The sequence below is a fragment of the Chryseobacterium mucoviscidosis genome (assembly GCF_002177115.1).
Taxonomy (GTDB): domain Bacteria; phylum Bacteroidota; class Bacteroidia; order Flavobacteriales; family Weeksellaceae; genus Chryseobacterium; species Chryseobacterium mucoviscidosis.
Genome location: NZ_MVAG01000085.1, coordinates 1 through 22,697, shown reverse-complemented (window position 1 = coordinate 22,697; position 22,697 = coordinate 1). Strand labels below are relative to the sequence as shown.

Below are 22,697 nucleotides of genomic sequence, written 5' to 3'. Positions count from 1 at the left end.
AAATATCAACCAAATTATATTTAAAAAAAGAAAAAAATTAACTTTTAAAATTTGGAAAGTAACATAGGATGTTTAAAGTTTCCTGATTGGAATGCAGACAAAAGCCAGAAGGAGTAAATCTCTTCAGCTTTTTTAGTATATTTTATAAAATATTAATAAAGTGTTAAAAGATTCATCTTATTAAAAAATGATAGGTTTTTCTTCTTTTTGGTATTCTGTTTCTATACCTTTTAATAAAAATGAATTTTTCAGCACCACAGTATTGTCTTCGATTGCTTGTAAACAAGCATATGTAATTGCAGAAATAATTTGAGCGCCGGTTAAATCATAATTTGTGGCAATTTTATGTAAAATCTCAGAATCTTCTAAAGTAACATTCAGGGGAATCATTTTTTGCCAAAGCAATAATCTTTCTTCAGCATTGGGTTTATTATAACTTATTAAACAATTAAATCTGCGTAAAAAAGCATCATCTATATTATTTTTAAAGTTGGTTGTGAGTATCACCAATCCGTTAAAACTTTCTACTCTTTGCAGCAGATAGCTTACTTCCTGATTCGCATACCTGTCATTTGAAGATTTTGTCTGGGTACGTTTTCCAAATAAGGCATCGGCTTCATCGAAAATCAAAATCCAGTTTTTATTTTCTGCCTGAGTAAAAATTTTTTCAAGATTTTTTTCTGTTTCTCCGATATATTTCGAAACGATTTGCGATAAATCTACCCGATATACTTCCCTGCCAAATTCTTTACCCAATAAGGTAGCTGTTAATGTTTTTCCTGTTCCGGAAGGTCCGTAAAACAATGCTCTGTAGCCCGGAAGAAGATGCTTTGCCATTCCCCAGTTTTCCCGTAAAGTACGGTGATGCTTTATCCAAAGTCTCATCTGATGAATCTGATTTTGAATAATGGTACTTACCACCAAATCTTCCCATTGTAACTGAGTGGAAACTTCTTTTGCAGGAAAGTCTTGGCTAAATTTAGGTTTCAATTTTTCTCCGTATAACAATAAATGTATGATTTCAGGCTTTAAAATAAGCCTTCCGCTCATTGAAGGCTCACCTTCTTTTACAGCATCTAGGGTAATAATCTGGTCTTTAAAAAACCAATGAATGCTATCAAAAAGCTGTTGAATTTTCAGACGATTTTCAATATTTTCTTTTGCTAAAATATATTGTGCTGTTTCGCCTGTTGGCAACATTCCTCTGTGATTTTCTAGTCTTACACCTCCTAATTCTGGAAATTCGCCTCCTTCAGGATGTACTTCTTTAATAAGATTATCAAAAAAATGCGGCAAAACATGAGGGACTAATGCCAATAATAAAATCACAGCTTCATCGTGAGTGGTTATTCTTCCTAATATTTCTGAAAAAGTATTTTTAAAATCATAATTTTCCTGTACTCCTTCATTTTGAGGAGCAAGGGAATTTAAAATGTAAGATTTTAGATTCTGGAAAGGCATTTTATGAAGATTATTTTTTATTAAATAGTGCCAAACGAATTTTCAGGTAAAGAAACACCCGTTACATGTACTCCGGGAATATCCATTTCATTTGTATGAATATAATTACCAATTATGTTATTTTCAGCATCAAATATTGCTTCTTCCAAATACCACGGAGAAACCATAGATAGTACATCATTACTTTTTCCCTGATAATCAACAGCTAAAATTTCGTTTGTAATAACGTTGTACTTGTATCTTCCGTACCAATTATTCATCACAACGGTATAACCTCTGATTCTTTCTTTCGCAGTCATACCAACGTATCCTCTGATACCGCCAACAGCGCCACCAAAAACTAAAGCTGCCAACTGTGACAATCCCAACCTTCTTCCGATAACCGTAGTCGCAACTCCTGCAAATGCCGAAAACAATCCTGTATTTAAAGCATTTCGTTGCCAATCTGAATCAATAGGAGTGATTGTGCTTCTATTTACATTTGAGTATTGAATCATACAACCAGAATCATACGAAGCAATTCTTATGAATGGATTGTACCAATTCTCAGCTACATCTCCGCAGGTTCTTTGTATCTTCCTTCCAATACTACCCGTTTGCTGTATTGTATGTGTCAACTCATGCGCCAGTAAATGTTTTCCATTATCGGAATTCGGGCTGTATTTTCCTTCGTTAAAATAAATATCATTTCCCACAGCAAAAGCTTGTGCATTCAGTTCTCGGCTCATTTGTACGGCTTCACTTCCGGTATGGATTTTTACACCGGAAAAATCTGTTCCGAAACGGTTTTCCATAAAGTTTTTTGTTTCATGATCCATTACGCTTCCTTCTCCTCTGCTAGAATTAATTTGGCTTTCTATGTGACTTGGTGCAACTCCTCCACTTTCTTTTGAGGAACGGTGAATTAACGGCGAAATATTTTCTGCTAAAGGTTTCATCCTAAGTTTTTCTTCTTGCTCACAATGTGCACATTTTCTCTGAAGCAAGGCTCTTGTATGAGTAACTCGCGGAGAAGGTTCGCTCATTTTCATTACTTTATCTGCTACTTTGTCGGCTTCTACTTCGTAGGAATCATTAGCAGAACCTACATTCAGTTTTTTTTGAATGGTGGGTTTGAAAAAATTGGCATTATTTTTTTTCGGTTGTATTTTTTGTTCTTTTTGATTAATGAATGTCTCCATATTTATGATTTTTAATTATGATAATATGCGAATCCTTCATAACAATCAGCATTATCTATAGCATCAGAAACAGATAAAGTAGACGGAATAGTACCTGATCCAAAAGAAAAATAGTATACATTATCATCTGTACCTCCATAATAATGTGAAAATTCATGAACAATTATAGCAGCAATACCTCTATTGTCTCTACCCCTTAAATTATTCATACATAAGTGTATATCCGACCATATTCCATAAACGTAAGCATTATCATCATCACAATCATTTTCGCATTCATAGGTATAATTATTTGCGGTAAAAGCTGCTTTTATTTTTCTAAACACTTTTAAAACTGATGAAATAGTACTTGAAGAATGGCTATTAAAATGATTATCCAAAAGAGAAATCGTAGAAGAACTTACTGTAGAAGCTGTAAGCGCAGAAATCGCATTATCCACCATCGTAATAGCTATATGATTTGCTGGCCAAATATGAGGTCGCAAATCTGTTGTTTCATTACAATCTTGGTGGCTGTATTTCTGAATTTTCCTCCCCACTCCGCCACTTTGCTGCACTGTATGCGTCAACTCATGCGCCAACAAATGTTTTCCCGAATCTGAAGTTGGGTTGTATTTTCCTTCATTAAAATAAATATCATTTCCTACAGCAAAAGCTTGGGCATTCAATTCTCGGCTCATTTGTACCGCTTCACTTCCTGTGTGGATTTTTACATCAGAAAAATCTGCCCCAAAACGGCTTTCCATAAAGTTTTTTGTTTCATGATCCATTACACTTCCGCCTCCCTTGCTCGAATTTATTTGATTTTCAACATGATCTGGAGCAACGCCGCCATTTTCTGAAGAAGAACGCTGAATGAATGGAGAAATACCTTCCGCTAAAGGTTTCATCTGAAGTTGTTCTTCTTGCTCGCAATGTGCGCATTTTCTTTGTACCAGAGCTCCTGTATGAGTAACTTGTGGAGAAGGTTCTCTCATTTTCATTACTTTATCGGCTACTTTGTCGGCTTCTACTTCGTAGGAATCATTTGCTGAACCTATACTCAGTTTTTTTTGAATAGCAGGTTTGAAAAATGTTGAATTATTCTTTTTTGATGTTTGTTTTTGTTCTCTTTGAAGGTTTAATGCTTCCATGATCTTATTGTTTTTAGTTCCAATAGCAATACAAAAAATTCTCCATCCAAGGTGTCTGTATCATACCAATTGCCCAAGGTAAACTGGCTAATAAAATATCTACTCCCTTTTCTTCCACCCACAATTCTGAAGAATGAACTTCAGACAGGGATAATTTTCCCGCTCTTTGTAAAAAAGTTTCTCTGAGTGCTTCTACTGATGAGTTTTTCATCACAGACCAATATTCTATAACGACTGATAACAGATCATTGCAAACCTCTTTTTCTTCTTCGCTGATTTTTTGTCTGGTATTAATTACATTTTCAACAGAAAAACCGCATATCAGTTTATTTAAAATTAATTCATTTTCAAAGAAAATTTCCTGACCGGTAATTAAATATTGGGTTAATAAAACAGCTTTGTGCTGACTTTCTTTATCCTTCCAAACCTCATCCTTGCATAAATTAAGTTTCTGGAAAAGGTTTACAAGGAAAGGATGCAGAATAACAAGACCCGCATTGTCTATGTAAAGAGATGAAATCTGTAATTCTGATGGATTTGTTATTGTATTTTCGCGAATATCTTGTTGATCTGTCTTCATATTTTGATGATTGTCTTCATTAAAAGTATTCGCGGTATTTATTTCAGATTTTTTATTATTATTTATTGACCGTTTTTCTTTGTCAACTTCATTTGAACACTTTTCCCGATTCATTATTTCTTCCTGATCAGACTCGAATGGTTCTTCGTCTTTACGGTATAATTTTTCATTTCTAAGATCTTGATTTTCGGAGAAATTTTGATGATGATAAATCCATTTTTCCAGCTCTTCAACGGTGGAAAATTTAATACCAGAATTAAAAAAAACGTTTAACAATTCAGAAATCTTTTGTTTTGAAGTCGAAAGTTTTAATACTTCAAAAATTACTTTTTCTTTAAAAGATTCATTAATGTTAAAATAAAATCTGATTAACGCATTTTGGCTTTCATCGAAAATACGAATAAGTCTTTCACAAAATAGCTCTAAGATTTCTATTGCTTCCACAATTTCATCTGCATTTTTAGAGTATGAATTTTCTGCAATTGCTCCTGTTTTTAAATATTCAAAAAATAAATTCTCCGCAAGTTTTGTGCGCGATTCAAATCCGAAATTCTTTAATTTTTCTTCGGTTTTATCTAATTCTAAAACAGGAAAATTATTTTTCAGATATTCTTCAATTTGAATTAATGTCTGGCTTATAAACTCTTTTTTCCAGTTTTTTTGAGAAATATCGGGTAACTCAATTGTTAGATTTTCAATTTCCCATTCGTAATTTTCAACTGAATACTGGTCTAAAACGGCTTCCAGTTTCGGATAAAAATCTTTCTCCAGAACATCAGACAATGTATTTTGTATCTCTTTCCCAAAAACTTGAGAAGAGCATCGTACATCAACAATATGTTTTTGGAGAAGATGCATTGCGATTATTTTCTATCAAAATTGAATGGAGGACAATGGAAATAAACTGAAGTAAAGACCTCATCAAACTGTTTTATCGCATCATTAGTTGCTGCCGTTTCTTTTTTCAAAGAAATCCTCAATATATTCTCTCTGAATCTAATACTCATTGTCCAGATTCTTTGTGTTTGCTTTTCAACATCCGTTACAGATACCACAAAAGACATCAATGCATTATCAAATTGCTGAAAAAAACTATTTAAAGTTTCGGAAATTTTAGGATCTATCCGGAATGTAAAACTTGTAACGTTGGCTTCTCTTATAACCAATCTGAATGTAAAATTTACGGATGTATTTTCGATTCCCCGAAACGAGTACCATAAATTAGCGGTATCTTTTTCAGACAAAAGAGGATTCTCTTCCCAGAATTCAAATAATGGCAAACGTACATTTGCATCTTTATTTTCTGTATAGTCTAACAAATTGGTAAGTACATCCCGTACTTCTGCTGCTGTATTATTTCCGCCATCATTTATTCCTGCTATTTTTGCTTCTACCTGTGTTCTTGTTGCCATGATTGTTGTTTTTAGTTGAGGTTATTATTTTTGGGTATTAAAATCTTTTTCGTTGAAATCAGGATTGTTAAAATCTCCGATTCTTACGATGATTTGCTGTGTATTTGGGCAGATTTCGCCTAACTGCTTAATATTTACAGTAAATGATTTTACTTTTTCGTTGAACGGAAAAATATGTCTTAAAGATTTTTTATCGGTAGTTATTTTTTCAGATTTGTCGCCAAAATCAATCTCATATTGATGTTTATCTTCCGGATCTGTATTTATCAACTCAAAAGCTGTCACATCTATGGAATTCCTTACAGCGCTCCAGTTGGAAATATCTTTGGGTTCAGAAATCTCAACTTCTAAGCTGTTACTCAATTCGCCTTCAAATTCATACTGTAAAGTATATTTTCCTGCTTTTTTAACGGATGTGTGATTTGGTTTTAAGAAATATTTGTCACTTTTCTGAACGACTGCATCTTTTGCTGTTCCCGAAAAAATTCCACCCGATTTTCCTTTTATCAAAACTTCATACTCTTTATCATCTGTATTGCAATATTTTAACGTTTTCATTGAAATAGACAAAGGTTCAGATTTTTCTATTTTAATTTCAATTGTATTTCCTTCGCCACAACATAGATAAGGAAGAAAAAAATCGGCGATCACCAGTTGCTGATTCGGAATATCGGTTGCTGTATTCACCTGAAACTGCATAGCGTAAGAGAGTTTTCCGAGTAAATAGGATTTCATCTCCTTTGTGTAGGTCGGCGACATATTAAAATCGGCAATTTTCAGGATGTTGGCTTTGATGTTTTCGGTTTCCTGTTTGCATTTATCCAACTCATCGACGGGTGGAGTAATGATTTGTGTAGTATAATCTTTAAAATTAATGCTTGCTTCAATATCCTGTTTTACACTCACAGGAACCTGAGTAAAATTATTCTGGTAATTGGTGAGTAAAGTTAAAACCTGCGTATAAGGCAAAAGTGGTTTCACGGTCTTAAAAATCGTAGAATCTACATACACCAGAATAAATGTTCCGCCTTTGGTAACTCCTGCTTTATGTTCAATTCCCGGATGTTTCTGGATGAAGGTGGAAAAGAACATATCTTTATAAATTTTTTCCCAGCGGATTTGAGATTCTTCATAAATAACCGCAAAAGGATCTGCCAGAAAAAGTTCATTAATGTCATCAAATCGGTCGATGAGATCTTCTGCTGTAGTTGATAATTGAGGTTTCGTAAACTGAATACACCATCTGTGAATAAGGAAAGTCTGGTTCAACTGTTTGAAAACCTGATTAAAATTTGTAAAGTTGGGCAGAAAATCCTTCAGATCACTCGGCAACAGATTTTTAATCTGGATCAAAATATTTTTAAGATTATCAATACTTTCTGCCGCCAGTAAATTTTGCTGAACAATTGTTGTTTTGTTGCTTATGATCCAATTAACTACAAATTCTGTGATGTTGTATAATCTTTTTCTCGCTAAATCGTAATCGGTTTCCAGATCGTCCCATCTTCCTTCAAATTTTGATATATCCAGTATTTTTCCTACAAAATCAGTCGCATTTAAAGCGCTTATTTTAAACGGCAGATTGTAGCTGTTTTTCATAATATTCAGCTCTTCAACCACATCTATGTATTTTTTTCCTATATGTCCTTCAATTCTGAAGAAATTATACGGTTCAATATCATACAGTAAAGGTTTTTTTACACTGTCGAGATTGGTATAACCCGCAATTTCAGAATGATAAGAAAGGATCTCGCTGTTTTTATTTTTTGCTGTTTTCTTTGGATTCCATTTTTTATTAAGTTCTACAATCTGATCATAATAAAAAGGAATTGATTTTTTAGAAAGCGGAATATCCCCGTAAAAAGAAGGTGTAATCTTTATTACATGATCTTCTGTAATCCAAAATTTTATAAGATGAACTAATCTTTCAAATAACAGAGACAGCTCTTTTCTTTTCTGCTTGTTTTTTAATGAACTGTTTTGAGTGGAGAAAAACGGAGTTCGGTAATTAATATCATTATCATCTGTATTTCCTAAAACAACATGGAAGGGAAACATGGCTTCATCTACACAGCACAGGGAAGGATTCCGTTCATTAAATTCTGTAATTTCGTTGTAAGCAGAAGCAATATCCGACATCCAATCCCATAAATACTGTACATTAACACTGTTTTTATGAGCATTAATTACCGTTTCCAGAGCTGTTTTAGGATTGTTCAATACATTGAAATCAACCGTATCATCAATAATCAATTTGTAATTTTTATAAGCCAGACTTATTTTCTCTGAAACAAGAGTTACTACGGAATCTGCCAAATTCTTTTTGAATTCATTTAAAACGTCCGAACCTGTTATTAATTGATTATAAGGAATATTATATCTTGGTAATGAAATTTTTTCAAAGTTCATCGCTTTCGGATATTCCGGGAACAAATAAGGATTTAACTGATTTTTTGAGATCAACAAGGGTCTTACTTTAAACTCAATTCTCTTGCCTTTATCGTCGCAATTGGTGGTTACACAGTTCTTTTCGTCAATCAGTGAAGTTTCGAGCAGCAGAATGACAAATTTATCTTTGAAAAAATTATTTGGGATTGTAATACGGTCTGCTTCCAGCGTATTGGTTGGCAAAAGTTCTACGGAATTTTTTAACGGCTCATATTTTTTGGCATGAGGTAATGTAAGCTCCAGATATTCTCCATCAATAAATTTCGGAGCGAGAAAATCAGCCGACAATTCAACCGGATGATAATAACCGAAGGTTTTTTCTTCCCAGTTGATCTGGTATCCCAATGAAGTAATCGCAGTACCGCAGCTTATAGTAATCTGATTAGGTTGTGGATGCGAAATTTCCAGACCACAGATAATACCAACTCCGATGCCTCCGACACGAGTAAGCCGGTCTTGTTCTTCAAGGTAACTGATGGCGCGGTTGAGATGTTTCTGGCTTAAAACCTGATCGGCTTCAAAAACAGGATATTTGGATGGATTTTGAGTTTTCATGGGTGTAAATTTTAAAGAGTTCCTAATGAAGTGTTACCTAATACAATGGGATTGGTGGTCTCGCTGAGCTTACAATCGTATAAATTTCCTTCAGGGTAAATCGTGTTGAGTTCTTTCAGCTTTTCAATCAATACTTTATGATACTGATAAAAAGTTGTACAATCTTTTTTAGTTAAAGTCTTGCTGCAATATTTAAGTCTGAAATGTCTGTAGTTTTCCAGCCAGTTTTTATACGCTTTCTGAAAATTCAGCATATCTTCATATCCTACCCAGCAAATTTTCAGTAAAACATGAGCGGGAGCTTCCTGACGGAAAATCTGCTCTGCATATCTTCTGAAAGTAATATTTTTAAATCTTGATAAATATCCCGGCAAAATAATGGTTGTTTTAAAGGAATAAGGATCGTTATTCGCTTCGTCTTTACAGTCATCTTTGAGGCAGACTGTTAAAAGATCTTCTTTATCATTATTAAAATAAGGAAATGGTCTTATTAAAATATGTTCCAGACAATAGAAATTTTCATGCGCTTCGTTCAGTAGCTGAATGAGCTGATACAAAAATTCTGAAGCTTCTTCGTAGCTTTTAAAAGTTTTGTCTATGGTTGCTGTTTTCTTAGGATTTTCGCCTAAATAAATGAAAAACTTACTCCCTTGTTTATGGATGAAATAAATATCCGGATTGAGTAAATTTTGCTGTGTCCATTTCCATTTTTCAGCTAAATCTGTTAAAGTCTTTACAATTTTGCAGACAACAGACTGATTATTCATCTTTACAGGCAACGTCCATTGTGCCTGAACCTCATCTTCCGTTACAATATCTCTTAATCCGATGTTATTGATTCCCAATAATTTTGCAGTTCTCTTTTCGTAACCTCCTCTGTGATCTGTTTCCCAGAAATTCTGAAAACCGAACTTATCCTCAAGAATTTCTGCATTGAGATAGTTTATTCCCAATCCTCTTTCTGAGCTGATCTCTGCGTAATTTTTTAAAAATGCTTCTTTATCGTGAACTAGATCCTGTGGCTGAAAAGTCATTTCTCCCAAACCTCCTGAATCCTGACTTACTTTGTACATCATAAAGACATAATCGTTAAAACTCTCGCTGAACCGCGCCATCAAATGATCCAAAGCACGGTTTCTTCTGTCGTTGAAGACGGATTGCGATTCTTCCAGAGAAACATCAAATTCTGATTCACCGTTTAATAATGCGTTCTTAAAATTATCCCTGTAAATTTCTTTTGTATAAAAATCTTTTCCCGTTTTCGGGTTTTTATCCAGATAATTGGGAAAATAAGTGTTTTTTACAGGTTCAATATCCAGAATATCTTTAGCGTGATATAACTGACAGAAGAAATCTGCCAGTAACTGATCGTAAAAATGAAGATACGCTTTTAGTTGTTTTACCTGTGCTTTTCTCTTTTCGGGTGCTTTATCCGAAATTTCGTTGGCTCCTAATCCGTAATTTACCGGAAATTCTTCCTGAACGCTGTAATATTCATCCAGTTGATAAAATTGTCCTTCCGGCACAGGCAAATCACTCTGAACTGAATATAATTTATAATTTTTAACCTGAGCTTTAAGCTGCTGAACTTTCTGATCGACCAACATCTGGCTGTTTTCTGATAAAAGGAATGGAATTTTTTTCTGAAACAGCAATATTTTTGATTTCTCCGCAGAGAATACAGGTTTTTCTTCGCCTGATAAATGAAGACACCATTTTTGGTTCATGCTTTCCGTAATCGGCTGTCCTAAAGAATTATAAGCCGTCATCAAAAGATTTTCAACCGAAATAACCCCTCTAATTTCCATCATGGCAGCAATAATATCTGAAGCATGAATACTCTTTGGAAGCTGTGCTTTCCGGAGTTCTTCGTCATTGAGAAAACCGTGTTTTAGTTTGGGACCCAAAAATATTTCGGTGGAATTTAAACCCTGTTCCATTAATTGGGAAAGAGTATAAAACCGAACCGGAGGATTGAGAATTTTTTCAATCGCCATCCGAATTTGTGCCATTGTCTCCACAGAATCTGCTTCAGGAGCTAATTCTACATCAACGCAGAAGCTTATTTCTACACTCCGGATGGTTTCCACACACAGAAAATCTTCGGTAAGGTTTCTGTTTTGATGCAGCTTTTGCTGAACGGTTCTGAAAATTCCGTCTACTTTTTCTTTTTTGTCTTTCAGTAAAGAAATGATCTCGCAGATTGGTTTTTCTGTACTGAAATAATCTTTTACCTTTTGAAGATCATTCTTATCAATAGGTTCAACAATCAGTTTCAGAGTATCATTGATCTGTGTGGTTCTTTCAACAAGAACAACTACCATATTGTTTTTGATCTCTGTTTTTTTATTTTTTATTTTGGAAGGTTTATCCATTTTGCCCAAAAGAAGAGTTTTAGGATCGTTCCATGAAGAAAATTCGGGTGTTATATTAACCTGTACCCAATTTGAAGAATGTAAAAATGCAAACTCAAGTCTGGTTGTATTGAGATCTCCGAGCACAACATCCTCATCCAGCTCAATAATGATTTTATTTAATCCTCTTACCAAAAGCGGTTGTAACGAAGTATTGTTTTTATCTTTTGAGGCAAAACTCAAGGTGTCTTCTAATATATTGATGTACAGTTTTTGTTCTGAAGGATGCGGCAGATTATAACCAAACTGGTCGGTTTCCTTTCTCACAGACAAATACCATGCATTGGCAATCCCTTCAATATCAATTAAAATCTTTCTGTAATCCAGTTCAGTCAATCCAGCATTGGTCATAATTTCTCTTGCAGTGAAAAACGAACCGTTCAGGATTTTTCCGTTTTTGTTGGTCAAAAGATCTTTAGTGTCAAAATCTGTTCTGTATCCCAATTCCGTTATCACATAAGAAAGTGCTTCCAAAATGGTAATTCCCGGATCGTGCGCATTATAATCTGTCCAGAAAGTGTTTCCCAGTTTCTCAATATATTTCAAACCTTCTTTTCGCAAAAAATCATAGTTCTGCGAAGGCTTCAATATTCTTTCTGACGGTATGTAATATTCGGGATTCATGGTTAACAGTTGTTTTTGAGTTCTTTAATTTCATGGGTATCGTTCGGAATAAACAAAGTGTAATCTGTCTGCGGAACAATTTCCTTTACATCTGCCATTGTTTTGATGATTGTATTTTCTTCGTCATCCAGAATGAGGTGATTGACTTTAAAATCAATAATATAATCTACAAAAGACTGATTGTCGATCAACTGAATCAGTGAGGATAATTCTATTTTTTTTGCAAAGTCAATGTCGATATCACTGTAAGCCCACGGACTGATGTAACGGTTAATTGTTTCTGCAAGCATTTTAGCATATAAACGGATATCTGCTCCGGGAATATCTTTATATTTCACTTTGCATCCAATCTGAATTTTTTCTAAAACAGAATGTTTTATACACAAACGAACGTGCGGAGAACACCATCCCATGATTCTGTTTTTGATACGTTGTAAAGTACTTAGACTTAATAATGGTTTCCACTCCCAAACATTGGATGCATTGAGCGATTTTGCAACCGGAATCAGCGTTACATATCCCGCAGAAACATTGGAAATATTTCCTGAATCATATCGGTAATGGTTTAGGCATTTCACTCTGTACACTTCCGGAAATTCCTGTAAAATGAGTCTTTCATAATCCCATGAAGTTATGGCTCTTTGTTTATGTCTTAATCTTTCGCTGCTGCGTTGGTACAATTGCGTATCTTCTTCCTGCTTCTTCCCTCCGAAAGAAGGATATGGCTGTTTTACTTTTTTAACAAAAGGATTGGGTTGATATAGTTTTGAAACCGTCTCTTCTGGAGTAACTTCCAGAAAACCGCTTCCGTTATTTTCAAAATCAAATAAAACGGCTTTTAAAGCCTGTTCGTGAATGCCTACAAAATGACAGATCCGGTCTAATTCATTCACTGAGATTTTTAACCAAAACAGATTTTTAGGTAAAACGACAGTTTGCGAATTATCGAAATGAGGAACGGTAATGTTAATGATTCCGGATTGCAGTAGACCGAGTGTTTCGTCTCCAATATCGTATGAGTCTATTGGTTTCCACTGATTGTCTGACAAATATTCCCAAGAGATTTTGGCGGGTTCTTTTCTCGGGTTGGCTGTTCCTTCTGCCATTTGAAAAAGGACGCTTAATCCGTTTCCAGGTTGAGCATTTTCAAATCCGATATAGATTTCTCCTTTTTGGGGCAAATCCGGAATTAATGACAACGAAGAGTTCGGACGTAATTTTTCATATCCAAAAGGTAAAAGATGATAAAATTCTAATGGATTAAGAGCATCATCTGAAGCATTAAAATTATATTTTTGAGTGAGAGAATAATTCATTGCCAAAGACTGAATAACAGGAACTTTCGGTAAAACCGGAGATTCTTGTTTTGCTGCTTTTATATAATCCTGTAAAAATTTTTCACCTTCGTATTTTGGATCATTAAGCTGAATTCTTATGTATCCGGAAACCGTTTTATTATCCGGGATTTCGTCCTCCGAATATTCTTTTACAGGAGTATTGTTTGTATATATAGAATTAAAAGCTTTATTTCCTTCGTTAATAAATCTTCCTTTCTTCATTTCAAACAATAAAGAACTGTCAACCAATCTTTTGTATGCAAAAAACGAACCTACAAATGTTTGAGAGATCAAATTATTAACTGTTGTCGAAAGGTTTGTGTTCAGACTTACACTCTGGATTCCTGAAATTTTATTTTGTGCAAAATTATTTCCGGTTTGCGCTAAGCTGATGGTGTTGCTCAGAATTGGAGAGTTTAATGTTCCTGCAAAAGCATAAGATGAAGCAGCATCACTTTCAATTGAAAAGCTGGCAGCAGCTCCTTTTTTCAGAAAAAACTCGTTGCATCCGATGATAAATCCGTTTCCGTTTTTAGGAAAATCCCCGAAAGGTTTGAAGGGTTTATTGATGTCTGCAACTCCTGTGTCGGTTGCAACAATAAGATTCTTCAATCCTGTTACGGTAATTCCGATCTCAAGGGTTTTGCAATCTATTTGTTCAGTATTGTTTTTCGGAATTATTTTAAGAATCGGATGAAGGGTTTCAATTGCTTCTCCTTCATGAATTTCTTTATTAAACGGAACAATCGCTTTTTCAGAAGCAGGAATGATAAGTTTAATATATTTATCCTGCGTTAATTCTTTATTTTCCTGAGTAATTTTTATCCATTTTTTTTCTCCCGTGATCCAGAAATCGAATGAATTTGGATTTAAAATCTGAGAATCAAATTTCAAAGTAATAATTCTTGTTCCGCCCTTCATATAAAATAAAGGACTTGCGAGAAGTAGTCCTGTTTCTGTATTTTCTGAAGAGGGTGAAAATGCGGAAAAAGGAGTATTTGTTGCATTTAAAGGAAATAAATCTGTTTTTTTCCAGCTATTCTGATTGATGTAATGGCTTAGAAATGATTTAATTTTTACAGAATTAATTGCCTGATCTGAAGTGGAAGCATAAAATTTATTTTTCCCCAACGAATTTTTTCCTGCTGAAAAAATAGTATTTTTCGACAATAGAAAAGCATCTGTATTGACGGCAGGTTCTATCAAAAGATGGACAAAATCCGGCTGTGCTTTCTGCGGAAGCAATTGTAAAATGTCTTTGTAATAAAAATCCAGATGTCTTTTTGTAAAGTCATTAAGATAATTTTTTGCAATGCCCAACAGTTTTAAAAAAGCCAGAAACAGTGCGTAATGCGGAGTGTGGGAAGGATAGCTTTCTAATTGTTGTGTGAATGCTTTTTCAGTGCTGTTTTTCCAATACAAAAGTAATCCGAAAAGATTCTGAATATTTTTATTAAACTGATAGCTTTGTAATAAAGTAATGATTGAATTTTCGTCTGAAATCTTTGAAATAAAAGAACTTAATTGTATCTCAATTGCTGTTTTAGAGCTTAATAAAAATTCTTTTACCGAAATATGATGATCTAAAGTTTCAGCTTTGTCTGTAAGGCTGATAAAATCTTTCTGAATTTTTCCAAAAATTTTCCCGACTTGTTTTTTCAGTTCTTCGTTATCATTGGTTAACGGAACTGATTTTCTGATATTTTCATATTTTTTCTCGTAATCTTCAATATTCCATTTGAAGATTTGTGCTAAAACTGCGGTAGATTCCCAGGCGAAAAACGGCGACCAGTCGCTTTGTGCAATAGTAGAGTCAGATTCATTAAAATAGTGAAGGTAATTAGACATTCTCTGAGCCAATACAACATAATCTATCTCTTCTCTTTCTTCCAGAAGAAAATAGGTGGGTTGTAAGGCTGATAAAAACCTTGCATTTTGGGTGGTTCCCGTTCCCTGATGGATTGATATTTTTGAAGAACAGTTTTCCATGATGTCAGATTTTAATATGGGTTCCTTCTTCCAGATAATACGGGAATACATAATTCAGTCTGGAGTTGGTTGCACGAATGGTGTATTCAATTTCAATCCTGATAATTCCCTGTGCATCATTTGTTTCCGAGCCAAAATAAATATCATTTATATCTATTCTGGGTTCATACGTTAAAATGGCATTTTCAATAATGCCTTTAATTTTTGTAAGAAGGGTTACCGTAACATTTTCAAACAGAAGCGGAGTAAGATCACAGCCAAAGTCTGAACGCATGATTCTTTCTGTAAGCTGTGTACTGAGTAAAATCTGGAGACTTTCCTGTATATCTTTCTCGCCGGACACGGTTTCTGCTGTTCTGGTAACAGTATTGAAAGCCGGAGGAAATCCCCATCCTTTTCCTAAAAAATCATCTGTTTTCATAGTTTTTAGTTTTTTAATCTCCTATAATCACTGTGGGACAACCTAAAACAATTGTTCCTCCATGTGCTGTAGAGTCTCCCATTCTTGCGGCGGGAAGTCCGCCAATAAGTACTGTCGCCGATCCTTTTACAATGGTATCGGGCGGTCCTGTACAAACACAACTGTCTCCTACTACCGAAGCCGGCATTCCGTCAATTAATACGGTAGAGTTTCCTCCCGGTAAAACCGGGCCTCCTACGTGTGGAACTGTTCCTGTAACCATAGGACAGACGTGCATATCGCCGGTTCTTGCTGCTGCAGGCATAATTTAATTGAGTTTTATGATTGATCCTTTTACATCCATTGTTGCAGACGCAGAAAGTGCTGCTTTTGCCGAATTCATTTTGAAATTCATCTTTGCTTTAAGAATAAGATCTTTACTGCTGTCTAATGTAATTCCGTCGGCATTCATCACTATTTTATTTCCATTTTCGTCTTCAAGTACAAAGCCTTTTTCATCATCGCTTATTAATAGTTTATTGCCTTTTTTTGTACTGAGCTCAATAGATTTTTTTTCGTCGTCCAATTGTATTTTTGTACCTTCTTTGGTTACAAAAGCTTTGGTATAATTTTCTTTTTTTATCGGAAAAGGCATTGCATTCTTTGAGCTGTAAAGACTTCCCAAAATAATGGGCGTATCGGGATTATTTCCCAGACATCCAACAATTACCTCATCATTCACATTGGGGATAAAAAAACTTCCCATTCCGTTTCCTGAGAATACATTAGATAATCTCGCCCAGACTCCTTCTCCGCTTTCAGAAAGTGTGGGTATTCTTACTTTTATTCTGAACTGATTATCGGGATCTTCCTCAATTTGTGTAACTACGCCAATCTGTAATCCGTTCACCGAATTGGTTTGTCCGGTTTGCGCCTGTTGAGCAGGAACGGATGGCGAATTGATTTCAGTAAAAGACTGTTCTGATTCTATACCCAGAGTATATTCGGTTTTCCAGCATGCATTTTCAAAGGTGTGGTATTCTTTAGTTATTAATAATTTCTTTTTATCAATTTCTTTATTAATCTTATTGCAGATCAAAAAATCTCCTGCTTTGGCTTTCAGATTTCCGAAGGTTGAAAGTTCTCCCTGTATGACAGCGTGATTGCTTCTTTTAAGAAATGTATTTGCCATTCTTGTCATTGTAGAAGTCAGAAAACGGCTTTCATTAAGGAACAATGTTTTGATATTTTTTTCTGCTTCCTGCTCTGCTTCTGTTTTTTCTATTGACTGGGAAGACGGATCCCAATATTCGATTGAAGCTTTACTGATTTTTTTTGATTCGTCTTCTCTGCCTGAAAACGTGAACACATTAATTCCGTTTTCTGCAGTATATTTTTCTTCCGGAACGGTTTCTAAAATATCTAAAGTACTAAATTCACCATTTCTTACCTTAACCAACATTCCGACTGAGTCTAAAAATCCGACCAGATAATCCCAAGGAATTGTATGAAGATTGCGGGTAATATATTCTTCTTCCCAGCTTTGTCCCTTAGATTCAATTTTATTTGTAACATTAGCTTGCGATAAAAATCGATCTAATTTTGTTTTGAATGTTTCGCTACTGTTATCGGATTCATTAGATGGTTTCGTTAATTGATAAGCCTGATCTTTACATTCTATTTTTACCGTAACAGCACTTTCGCTGATGCTTTTTTCAATAGATTTTACAAATCCTTTAAACAGAGTCTGAGATTTTTTATTTACCGTTATTTTTACTTCTATATTCTGTCCTTTTTTAAGCAAATCTGTCGGTAAATCTGTTTTCGCATCTACATCTGGATTTGAAGCAATAAAAGTAAATTTGGCAAACGGTATTTTATTCAGTTCAAAAACTACCTGTGCCTGTTTAAGCAAAGTATCCAGACCATTATTCTTTCCTTCTGTTAAAAATTCCAGTTTCAGAAGATCATCCGTTGGTATGTAAGGTTGAACAGGCATATCATTTTATTTAATGGGCGGAAACGAAATATTTTGTCCGGTTTCTATTTTTCTGAAACTTAATAATTGGTTGGTTTGGGCAACATCTATATAATACGAAGCATTTTCGTAGATGTTTTCTGCCATCAGTGGCAGCTTGTCATTCATTGTAACGGTTCTGAAGTGGGTAAGATCCGGCGAGGTTTTATTCTGCTGTGCAACCATAATCTGATGGGTTGTGGTTGCTTTAAAAACACATTTAACTTTGGCTCTTATGGGTCTTCCGTCTTTTCTGAAAAGAGTGTATTCGATGTCCATACTTTTAAGACGGCACTGCAATTTGAATCCTCCCCAAAGAATCTGGAGATAGGCTGTTTGATGAGTATCTCCGTTGTAGCCAATGGTAAGATTCTTAAATGCTTCAACGTCTTCTTCCACAGATTTTACTTCTGTAAAAGAATTAACGATGGCAGGTGAAAGCGCACCAAGGACATCTCCTGCTTTATCCAGCAAAGACATTTCTCCTTTTCCGTCTTTTATTTTTCCCGGCGGGACAACGCCAGAGCTGTCAAAAACAAAATCAAACGTTACTTCCTCCCCATCTATTTTATTGAATCCCAAGTTGCCTGAAGATGCTCCTATCGGCTGTTCTTCAGAAAATACGACATTGTTCCGGCGGATATATTTCTCTGGATTTAGCTGTACGAAAATGGTTTTTTTAGGAGTTTTTTTATAGTCGCTCGTTTCATATACTTCTATCCTCATTTTGTCTATAATTCCTAATGCTGCCTGTATCATCTTTCTTTTCTTTCTTTAAGTTTTTCCAATACTTCACGGGTACACTCTTTAATGAGCTGCGATTTTAGTTCCTGTATTTTTAAAGGATCATTTTGCTGAGAACGGGCAGAATGTACCGGCTCTTCTTCAATCTTCACTTTAATGTGTAATTCTTTAATCTGAATAGCCATATTTTAATCATTATTAAAAATTAGGAACCGGAAGTTCTTTGAAAAAGTTATACTTCAATGTAATGGTCTCAATGACAATTTTATTCTGTTCGGCATCGAAATCACTGAATTCATAACTTAACGGAATGGCGTGTGATACATACCAGACTTTCAGGGGATTTCCTTTTTCGTTTAATAAAGAAATAATGAGATTGGCAGGATAGAAAACAAAGTCTTCCAACGCCTGACTGCACCACATCGATAAACCAGACATATCCGAGGTAAGTCCTCTTTTCAGAACCAAATCCTGGTATCCGGAACGCAGTGGCAAATTATGCTTAAATTTATTCTGTCCGCCTTCGGTATAAGGTTCGGTTTCCATGGTAACTTTCAGTCCGTTAACACTTTGAAATTTTGTATCTACATTAAATTGCGGCAACAACTCAAAGATTACAGAAAAGTAAAAACCGGGAATGGGATTGCTTTCAGGCATGATGTTTAGATTTATACGTGTTCCATTGTAAATCCGTGGTTGGCTATTTCTACTGTATCTATAGCTGCTTCGTTGGCATCAGATTTCATATCGGTGCATTTTAAAGAGACTATAAAACAGTCTTTTACTTTCCAGACTACTTTGGGTTCGTGGTTTTCGTCCAATAAAGAGATCGTAATATTGCGGCGTTCTACGGTATTTAATGCAACTGTATTGTACCAGTCGTAAAATTCATTATCTCCGGCAAACACTCCTCTTTTGAGTGTAATATTGCTTAATTTCTGTAATCCGGGCATTTTCTTTTTAAAAAACTCAGGGCTTGAACCTACCCGATGTTCAATAACATCCATTTCTTTGTTTAATCCGGAAACTTCTGTAAAAGCTATTTTGCTGCCGCCCCATTCTACACTGAAGTGAAACTTAGGTAGCGGAAAATCTGTATTTGGCATGATGTATAGTTTTAGAGTTAATAATTAAGATTTTTGCTGCATTTGTTTGAATTCCAAAATGATAAATTCTGCTGGTCTTGAAGGAGCATATCCTACTTTTACAATCATTTTACCATCCAGAATATCCTGTGCAGACATGGTTTGGTTGAGTCCGACTGCCACAAAAAATGCGTGTTCCGGTTTTGCTCCTGCCAAAGCACCGTCGTTCCAAAGGGTTGTTAAATAATTTTCGATCATTCCTTTCACATTAATCCATGTTTGTGCTACGTTGGGTTCAAATACAAACTGCATACAGGCTTTTTTTACAGATTCTTCAATCATGTTGGCTAATCGTCTTACATTTACATATCGCCAGTCGTTGCTGTTTCCTGCTAAAGTTCTCGCACCCCAGACAAGGTTTCCTCTTCCTGTAAATTTTCGGATGGCATTAATAGATTTTCCGGTTTCATGAATGTTCATGTTTTCCTGATCTTTATCGTTGATGTCGTCTGCTAATCCTATTATTCCGTTTACACTTACGTTTGCAGGTGCTTTCCAAACGCCTCTTGTAGCATCTGTCTGCGCATAAATCCCTGCTACCGCTCCTGAAGGAGGAACTGTATTCATCGATTGGGAAAGCTTTGAAACAATAACTGAGAAAAGCGGAATGTTAGAAATCAGATTACTTTCTTCCTCCATTACATAATTTTCCAATGCACTGACTGCGGAATTAACAGCAGCAATCATCTGGAAATTAAGTTTATCCAAAGCTGCCTGAATTTTTGCTTTATCCGCTAAACCAGCAGTGACTAACGCTCCCATGTAAGGATTTACGGCTGAGGCTGCAAATGCTCCATTTCTCCAGATGGTATCGTCAAAATGTGCATCCGGATTAGCTTCAAGCGGGGTTAAGTTAATAGGTGGATCAACATCTGGATCAGCGCCTGCGATTTGCAGATTATCATAGATATCTTTAAAATCAACCAATTTCTGAGCATATTGTTTCAGAGAAACCTGAATTAAGCTCTGTACATAAGTTTTAAACGGATTGGCTAAAGTTGTAGTCTCCCCAAGAATTTTCAGATAATCCCATAACTGGTTCACGTAAACTTTGGAATTGCTAAAGTCGTTCAAAATCATTACTTTATCATTATTCTGTTCACTCCATTTTACGCTGAATCCTTTTGGTGCTGTATTTTGATAGACTTTTTTATAAGTGATCTCAAAGTTATCCAGCAAAGGTTTTATTTTCAGATCTGTTGCGTAGATCGCAGCAAAATTTACTTTTCCCGGGACGATACCGTTAATATCATTGAATCTGAACTGATAAGGAAAATTTGCCTGTAAATAAGGATAGTAAGCGGCTCCATATTTCAGATTCTGATTTCCTATTTCATCTCTGAAGTCTTCACAGTCGTTAATTAAATTTCCAGAAGAACTTTGCTTTACATCCATGATGGTAAATCTGTCCATCAGTTTCTGACACTGCATTAATGCGTGTGATTGTAAAGCTCCCAAATTAGCGGCTGATAAGTTAACAGCATCCGGAAATACAATTAATGTAGGTTCGTCATATTTTTCAAGTTTATCAATTCCATATGTAAACTTTCCTTTGGTAGCTGCATCAAAAGCAGGATCATCACTATAAAGTCCTATTGAAACGATATAACATTCTCCGCCACCATTGGCATAAAATAACCGCATACTGTTGTAGAGCTTGAATTTGCTTTCTGTAACAGAAGAAGTATCCAATGGAACCAGATTACTGTCTAAATCTACCGAAATATTTGCAGGAGAAGGAGCTCCGCCAAAAAACTGCTCGTATTCCATTAAGGAGGAAATCCGAGTAGGAACATTCAGAGAGGCTGCTTTCTGTGTGTATCCTACAAATGCAGGAATTGCAGTTGCAACCTGGGCGATAGATGGAGGAAATGCATCAATCTCATTGATGTACACTCCGGGTGTTTTGATTGAGCTAATATTCATGATACAGTATTTATTGGTTTATATTTATTTTTTTTCTACAGGAATTATTTTCCAATCTTTTTTGGGTAACTTTTCGTCTTCTATTTCATACTCTCCGCTTTCTAATAATCCTGCCAAATCTTCTTTGTTATTTTCCCACAATTGTATTTTAGAGGTTTTAATGACTTCCTCACTTTCAAGATTATCTTCTTTTTGGATAGGAATCATTCTTACTTGATACAATACTGAAGGCATATATTTGGAACCCAAATAAGACCACATTTGGTTCAATTGATCGATTTTTAGGCTTACTATTTCAAAAATGAACTTTTCATAAACGCCTTTTGGCTCGTCTTTCAATAAATTATAATTGGGAGGTTGCCAATAAAAAACCCGGTTGTTTTGAAGATATCTAATTACCACCTCTAGTTTTTCGATTCCTGTAGCGTAATCAGATTGTTTTATATTATAAGATGTGAACAGAAGTGATAAAATTAAATTCTGAGTAGGATTTTTGTATTTTGCTATGGTATTGCTTGATGGAATATAATTTTTATATAAGCTCTGATTTTTAAGTATTTTATCTTCTTCTATATTTACAATGGATAAAATAATAGAAGATTTTGAAGAAAGAAATTCATCTCCATCATTAAGCGTAGCAATATTTGCCAGTTCAACGATTGGTGTTCCTGCTATTTCTGCATTTACTGCTGCAACAAGTTTTGAAAGGAACTCTGTGATTTTCATGACTTTAATTTATATCAACAAATTTATACATCACATAATCATTACCTTACAGGAAAAACCCTGATTCCGGGATGGGGAAATCACTATTTTTTATTAAAACTTAAATGGGAAAGATTAATAGGCTTAAACTATCAGATTTGATGTTATAAGCTTGTAAGTGTTGAATAAATGGCTGAACTGATTTAATGAGTTTCAGATGTTTTTCTGGTATCAGAATCCACACTGGCTGTTTATAAAATATTCAACAATTCTTTGCTTACGTTGAGAGAATAATCTTTAGTATATCAATACTGAATTATTTAAATAATAATCTCATTGTTTTAGCAGAAATTTATAGGACAAAAAATAGAAGTAACTTAAGGAAGTTAGAACAGATTTTTTCTTTAGGTTATCCAATTCTTGTGTTTAGCCTGTAGCTTTTCATGTCTAACATAAATTTTTACAGTAAGAATTAAAGAAAATGTGGATCAGTCTCAAAAGTTGGGGAGGAATGTTAAGTAGTTTTATCTTTGTATAATGCTAAACGATCAAGAATTACTAAAGTTTTTGCTTCCACCATACTTAGTGGATTATTTTGATATTGTGAAATTTGAAGAAAAAGAAGG

Annotated in this window: 17 protein-coding genes; all 17 read right to left on the bottom strand. The window is 34.8% G+C overall.

Features of this window, described 5'->3' with window-relative positions; translation table 11 throughout:
- Window positions 1-180: 180 nt before the first annotated feature.
- The 17 genes from B0E34_RS05185 to B0E34_RS05110 are packed head-to-tail and all read right to left on the bottom strand — an operon-like array spanning window position 181 to window position 22,092.
- A complete protein-coding gene (locus B0E34_RS05185; RefSeq protein ID WP_087707552.1) occupies window positions 181-1,461 on the bottom strand; it encodes an ATP-binding protein in 1,281 nt (426 codons plus the stop codon).
- A 20-nt stretch (window positions 1,462-1,481) separates the two neighbouring features.
- Window positions 1,482-2,642 carry an eCIS core domain-containing protein gene (locus tag B0E34_RS05180; protein WP_087707549.1) on the bottom strand — a complete coding sequence of 387 codons (1,161 nt, stop codon included), beginning with the start codon at window positions 2,640-2,642 and terminating at the stop codon, window positions 1,482-1,484.
- A gap of 11 nt (window positions 2,643-2,653) precedes the next feature.
- Window positions 2,654-3,775 carry an eCIS core domain-containing M35 family metalloendopeptidase gene (locus B0E34_RS05175; protein WP_087707546.1) on the bottom strand — a complete coding sequence of 374 codons (1,122 nt, stop codon included), beginning with the start codon at window positions 3,773-3,775 and terminating at the stop codon, window positions 2,654-2,656.
- Between the two features lie 13 nt (window positions 3,776-3,788).
- Complete coding sequence (locus tag B0E34_RS05170) at window positions 3,789-5,213, bottom strand: contractile injection system tape measure protein (protein ID WP_123956549.1); 1,425 nt, start codon at window positions 5,211-5,213, stop codon at window positions 3,789-3,791.
- A gap of 5 nt (window positions 5,214-5,218) precedes the next feature.
- Window positions 5,219-5,767 carry a hypothetical protein gene (locus B0E34_RS05165; protein ID WP_087707541.1) on the bottom strand — a complete coding sequence of 183 codons (549 nt, stop codon included), beginning with the start codon at window positions 5,765-5,767 and terminating at the stop codon, window positions 5,219-5,221.
- A gap of 24 nt (window positions 5,768-5,791) precedes the next feature.
- Window positions 5,792-8,770: a hypothetical protein gene (locus B0E34_RS05160; RefSeq protein WP_087707538.1), complete on the bottom strand. Its 2,979-nt coding sequence runs from the start codon at window positions 8,768-8,770 to the stop codon at window positions 5,792-5,794.
- A gap of 11 nt (window positions 8,771-8,781) precedes the next feature.
- Window positions 8,782-11,808, bottom strand: coding sequence for a baseplate wedge protein (locus tag B0E34_RS05155; protein ID WP_087707536.1), 3,027 nt, complete (start codon window positions 11,806-11,808; stop codon window positions 8,782-8,784).
- Between the two features lie 2 nt (window positions 11,809-11,810).
- The gene (locus tag B0E34_RS05150) at window positions 11,811-15,134 is read right to left on the bottom strand and encodes a baseplate J/gp47 family protein (protein ID WP_123956547.1); all 3,324 of its coding nucleotides are present in this window, start codon (window positions 15,132-15,134) and stop codon (window positions 11,811-11,813) included.
- Between the two features lie 4 nt (window positions 15,135-15,138).
- A complete protein-coding gene (locus tag B0E34_RS05145; protein WP_087707531.1) occupies window positions 15,139-15,555 on the bottom strand; it encodes a GPW/gp25 family protein in 417 nt (138 codons plus the stop codon).
- A gap of 13 nt (window positions 15,556-15,568) precedes the next feature.
- Window positions 15,569-15,859: a PAAR domain-containing protein gene (locus B0E34_RS05140; protein WP_079351082.1), complete on the bottom strand. Its 291-nt coding sequence runs from the start codon at window positions 15,857-15,859 to the stop codon at window positions 15,569-15,571.
- Between the two features lie 3 nt (window positions 15,860-15,862).
- Window positions 15,863-17,533 carry a phage baseplate assembly protein V gene (locus B0E34_RS05135; protein WP_087707525.1) on the bottom strand — a complete coding sequence of 557 codons (1,671 nt, stop codon included), beginning with the start codon at window positions 17,531-17,533 and terminating at the stop codon, window positions 15,863-15,865.
- Between the two features lie 6 nt (window positions 17,534-17,539).
- Window positions 17,540-18,310 (bottom strand): CIS tube protein, encoded by a 771-nt coding sequence (locus B0E34_RS05130; protein WP_087707522.1) that lies wholly within the window; start codon window positions 18,308-18,310, stop codon window positions 17,540-17,542.
- The gene (locus B0E34_RS21250; RefSeq protein WP_165762949.1) at window positions 18,307-18,480 is read right to left on the bottom strand and encodes a DUF5908 family protein; all 174 of its coding nucleotides are present in this window, start codon (window positions 18,478-18,480) and stop codon (window positions 18,307-18,309) included. The genes B0E34_RS05130 and B0E34_RS21250 overlap by 4 nt, the downstream gene beginning before the upstream one ends.
- Window positions 18,481-18,493: 13 nt before the next feature.
- On the bottom strand, window positions 18,494-18,952 hold the full coding sequence (locus B0E34_RS05125; protein ID WP_087707519.1) for a phage tail protein: 459 nt from the start codon (window positions 18,950-18,952) through the stop codon (window positions 18,494-18,496).
- 11 nt (window positions 18,953-18,963) lie between these two features.
- The gene (locus B0E34_RS05120) at window positions 18,964-19,401 is read right to left on the bottom strand and encodes a phage tail protein (protein ID WP_087707516.1); all 438 of its coding nucleotides are present in this window, start codon (window positions 19,399-19,401) and stop codon (window positions 18,964-18,966) included.
- Window positions 19,402-19,425: 24 nt separating this feature from the next.
- Window positions 19,426-21,366 carry a phage tail sheath C-terminal domain-containing protein gene (locus B0E34_RS05115; protein WP_087707513.1) on the bottom strand — a complete coding sequence of 647 codons (1,941 nt, stop codon included), beginning with the start codon at window positions 21,364-21,366 and terminating at the stop codon, window positions 19,426-19,428.
- Between the two features lie 24 nt (window positions 21,367-21,390).
- Window positions 21,391-22,092 carry a Pvc16 family protein gene (locus B0E34_RS05110; RefSeq protein WP_087707510.1) on the bottom strand — a complete coding sequence of 234 codons (702 nt, stop codon included), beginning with the start codon at window positions 22,090-22,092 and terminating at the stop codon, window positions 21,391-21,393.
- Between the last annotated feature and the right edge of the window lie 605 nt (window positions 22,093-22,697).

Excerpts from the sequence above, each read along its gene's own strand:
- B0E34_RS05140 (WP_079351082.1), bottom strand. The coding sequence starts at position 15,859 with ATGCCTGCAGCAGCAAGAACCGGCGATATGCACGTCTGTCCTATGGTT.
- B0E34_RS05135 (WP_087707525.1), bottom strand. The coding sequence starts at position 17,533 with ATGCCTGTTCAACCTTACATACCAACGGATGATCTTCTGAAACTGGAA.
- B0E34_RS05185 (WP_087707552.1), bottom strand. The coding sequence starts at position 1,461 with ATGCCTTTCCAGAATCTAAAATCTTACATTTTAAATTCCCTTGCTCCT.
- B0E34_RS21250 (WP_165762949.1), bottom strand. The coding sequence starts at position 18,480 with ATGGCTATTCAGATTAAAGAATTACACATTAAAGTGAAGATTGAAGAA.
- B0E34_RS05125 (WP_087707519.1), bottom strand. The coding sequence starts at position 18,952 with ATGCCTGAAAGCAATCCCATTCCCGGTTTTTACTTTTCTGTAATCTTT.
- B0E34_RS05180 (WP_087707549.1), bottom strand. The coding sequence starts at position 2,642 with ATGGAGACATTCATTAATCAAAAAGAACAAAAAATACAACCGAAAAAA.
- B0E34_RS05110 (WP_087707510.1), bottom strand. The coding sequence starts at position 22,092 with ATGAAAATCACAGAGTTCCTTTCAAAACTTGTTGCAGCAGTAAATGCA.
- B0E34_RS05145 (WP_087707531.1), bottom strand. The coding sequence starts at position 15,555 with ATGAAAACAGATGATTTTTTAGGAAAAGGATGGGGATTTCCTCCGGCT.
- B0E34_RS05170 (WP_123956549.1), bottom strand. The coding sequence starts at position 5,213 with ATGCATCTTCTCCAAAAACATATTGTTGATGTACGATGCTCTTCTCAA.
- B0E34_RS05120 (WP_087707516.1), bottom strand. The coding sequence starts at position 19,401 with ATGCCAAATACAGATTTTCCGCTACCTAAGTTTCACTTCAGTGTAGAA.
- B0E34_RS05155 (WP_087707536.1), bottom strand. The coding sequence starts at position 11,808 with ATGAATCCCGAATATTACATACCGTCAGAAAGAATATTGAAGCCTTCG.
- B0E34_RS05150 (WP_123956547.1), bottom strand. The coding sequence starts at position 15,134 with ATGGAAAACTGTTCTTCAAAAATATCAATCCATCAGGGAACGGGAACC.
- B0E34_RS05175 (WP_087707546.1), bottom strand. The coding sequence starts at position 3,775 with ATGGAAGCATTAAACCTTCAAAGAGAACAAAAACAAACATCAAAAAAG.
- B0E34_RS05160 (WP_087707538.1), bottom strand. The coding sequence starts at position 8,770 with ATGAAAACTCAAAATCCATCCAAATATCCTGTTTTTGAAGCCGATCAG.
- B0E34_RS05165 (WP_087707541.1), bottom strand. The coding sequence starts at position 5,767 with ATGGCAACAAGAACACAGGTAGAAGCAAAAATAGCAGGAATAAATGAT.
- B0E34_RS05115 (WP_087707513.1), bottom strand. The coding sequence starts at position 21,366 with ATGAATATTAGCTCAATCAAAACACCCGGAGTGTACATCAATGAGATT.
- B0E34_RS05130 (WP_087707522.1), bottom strand. The coding sequence starts at position 18,310 with ATGATACAGGCAGCATTAGGAATTATAGACAAAATGAGGATAGAAGTA.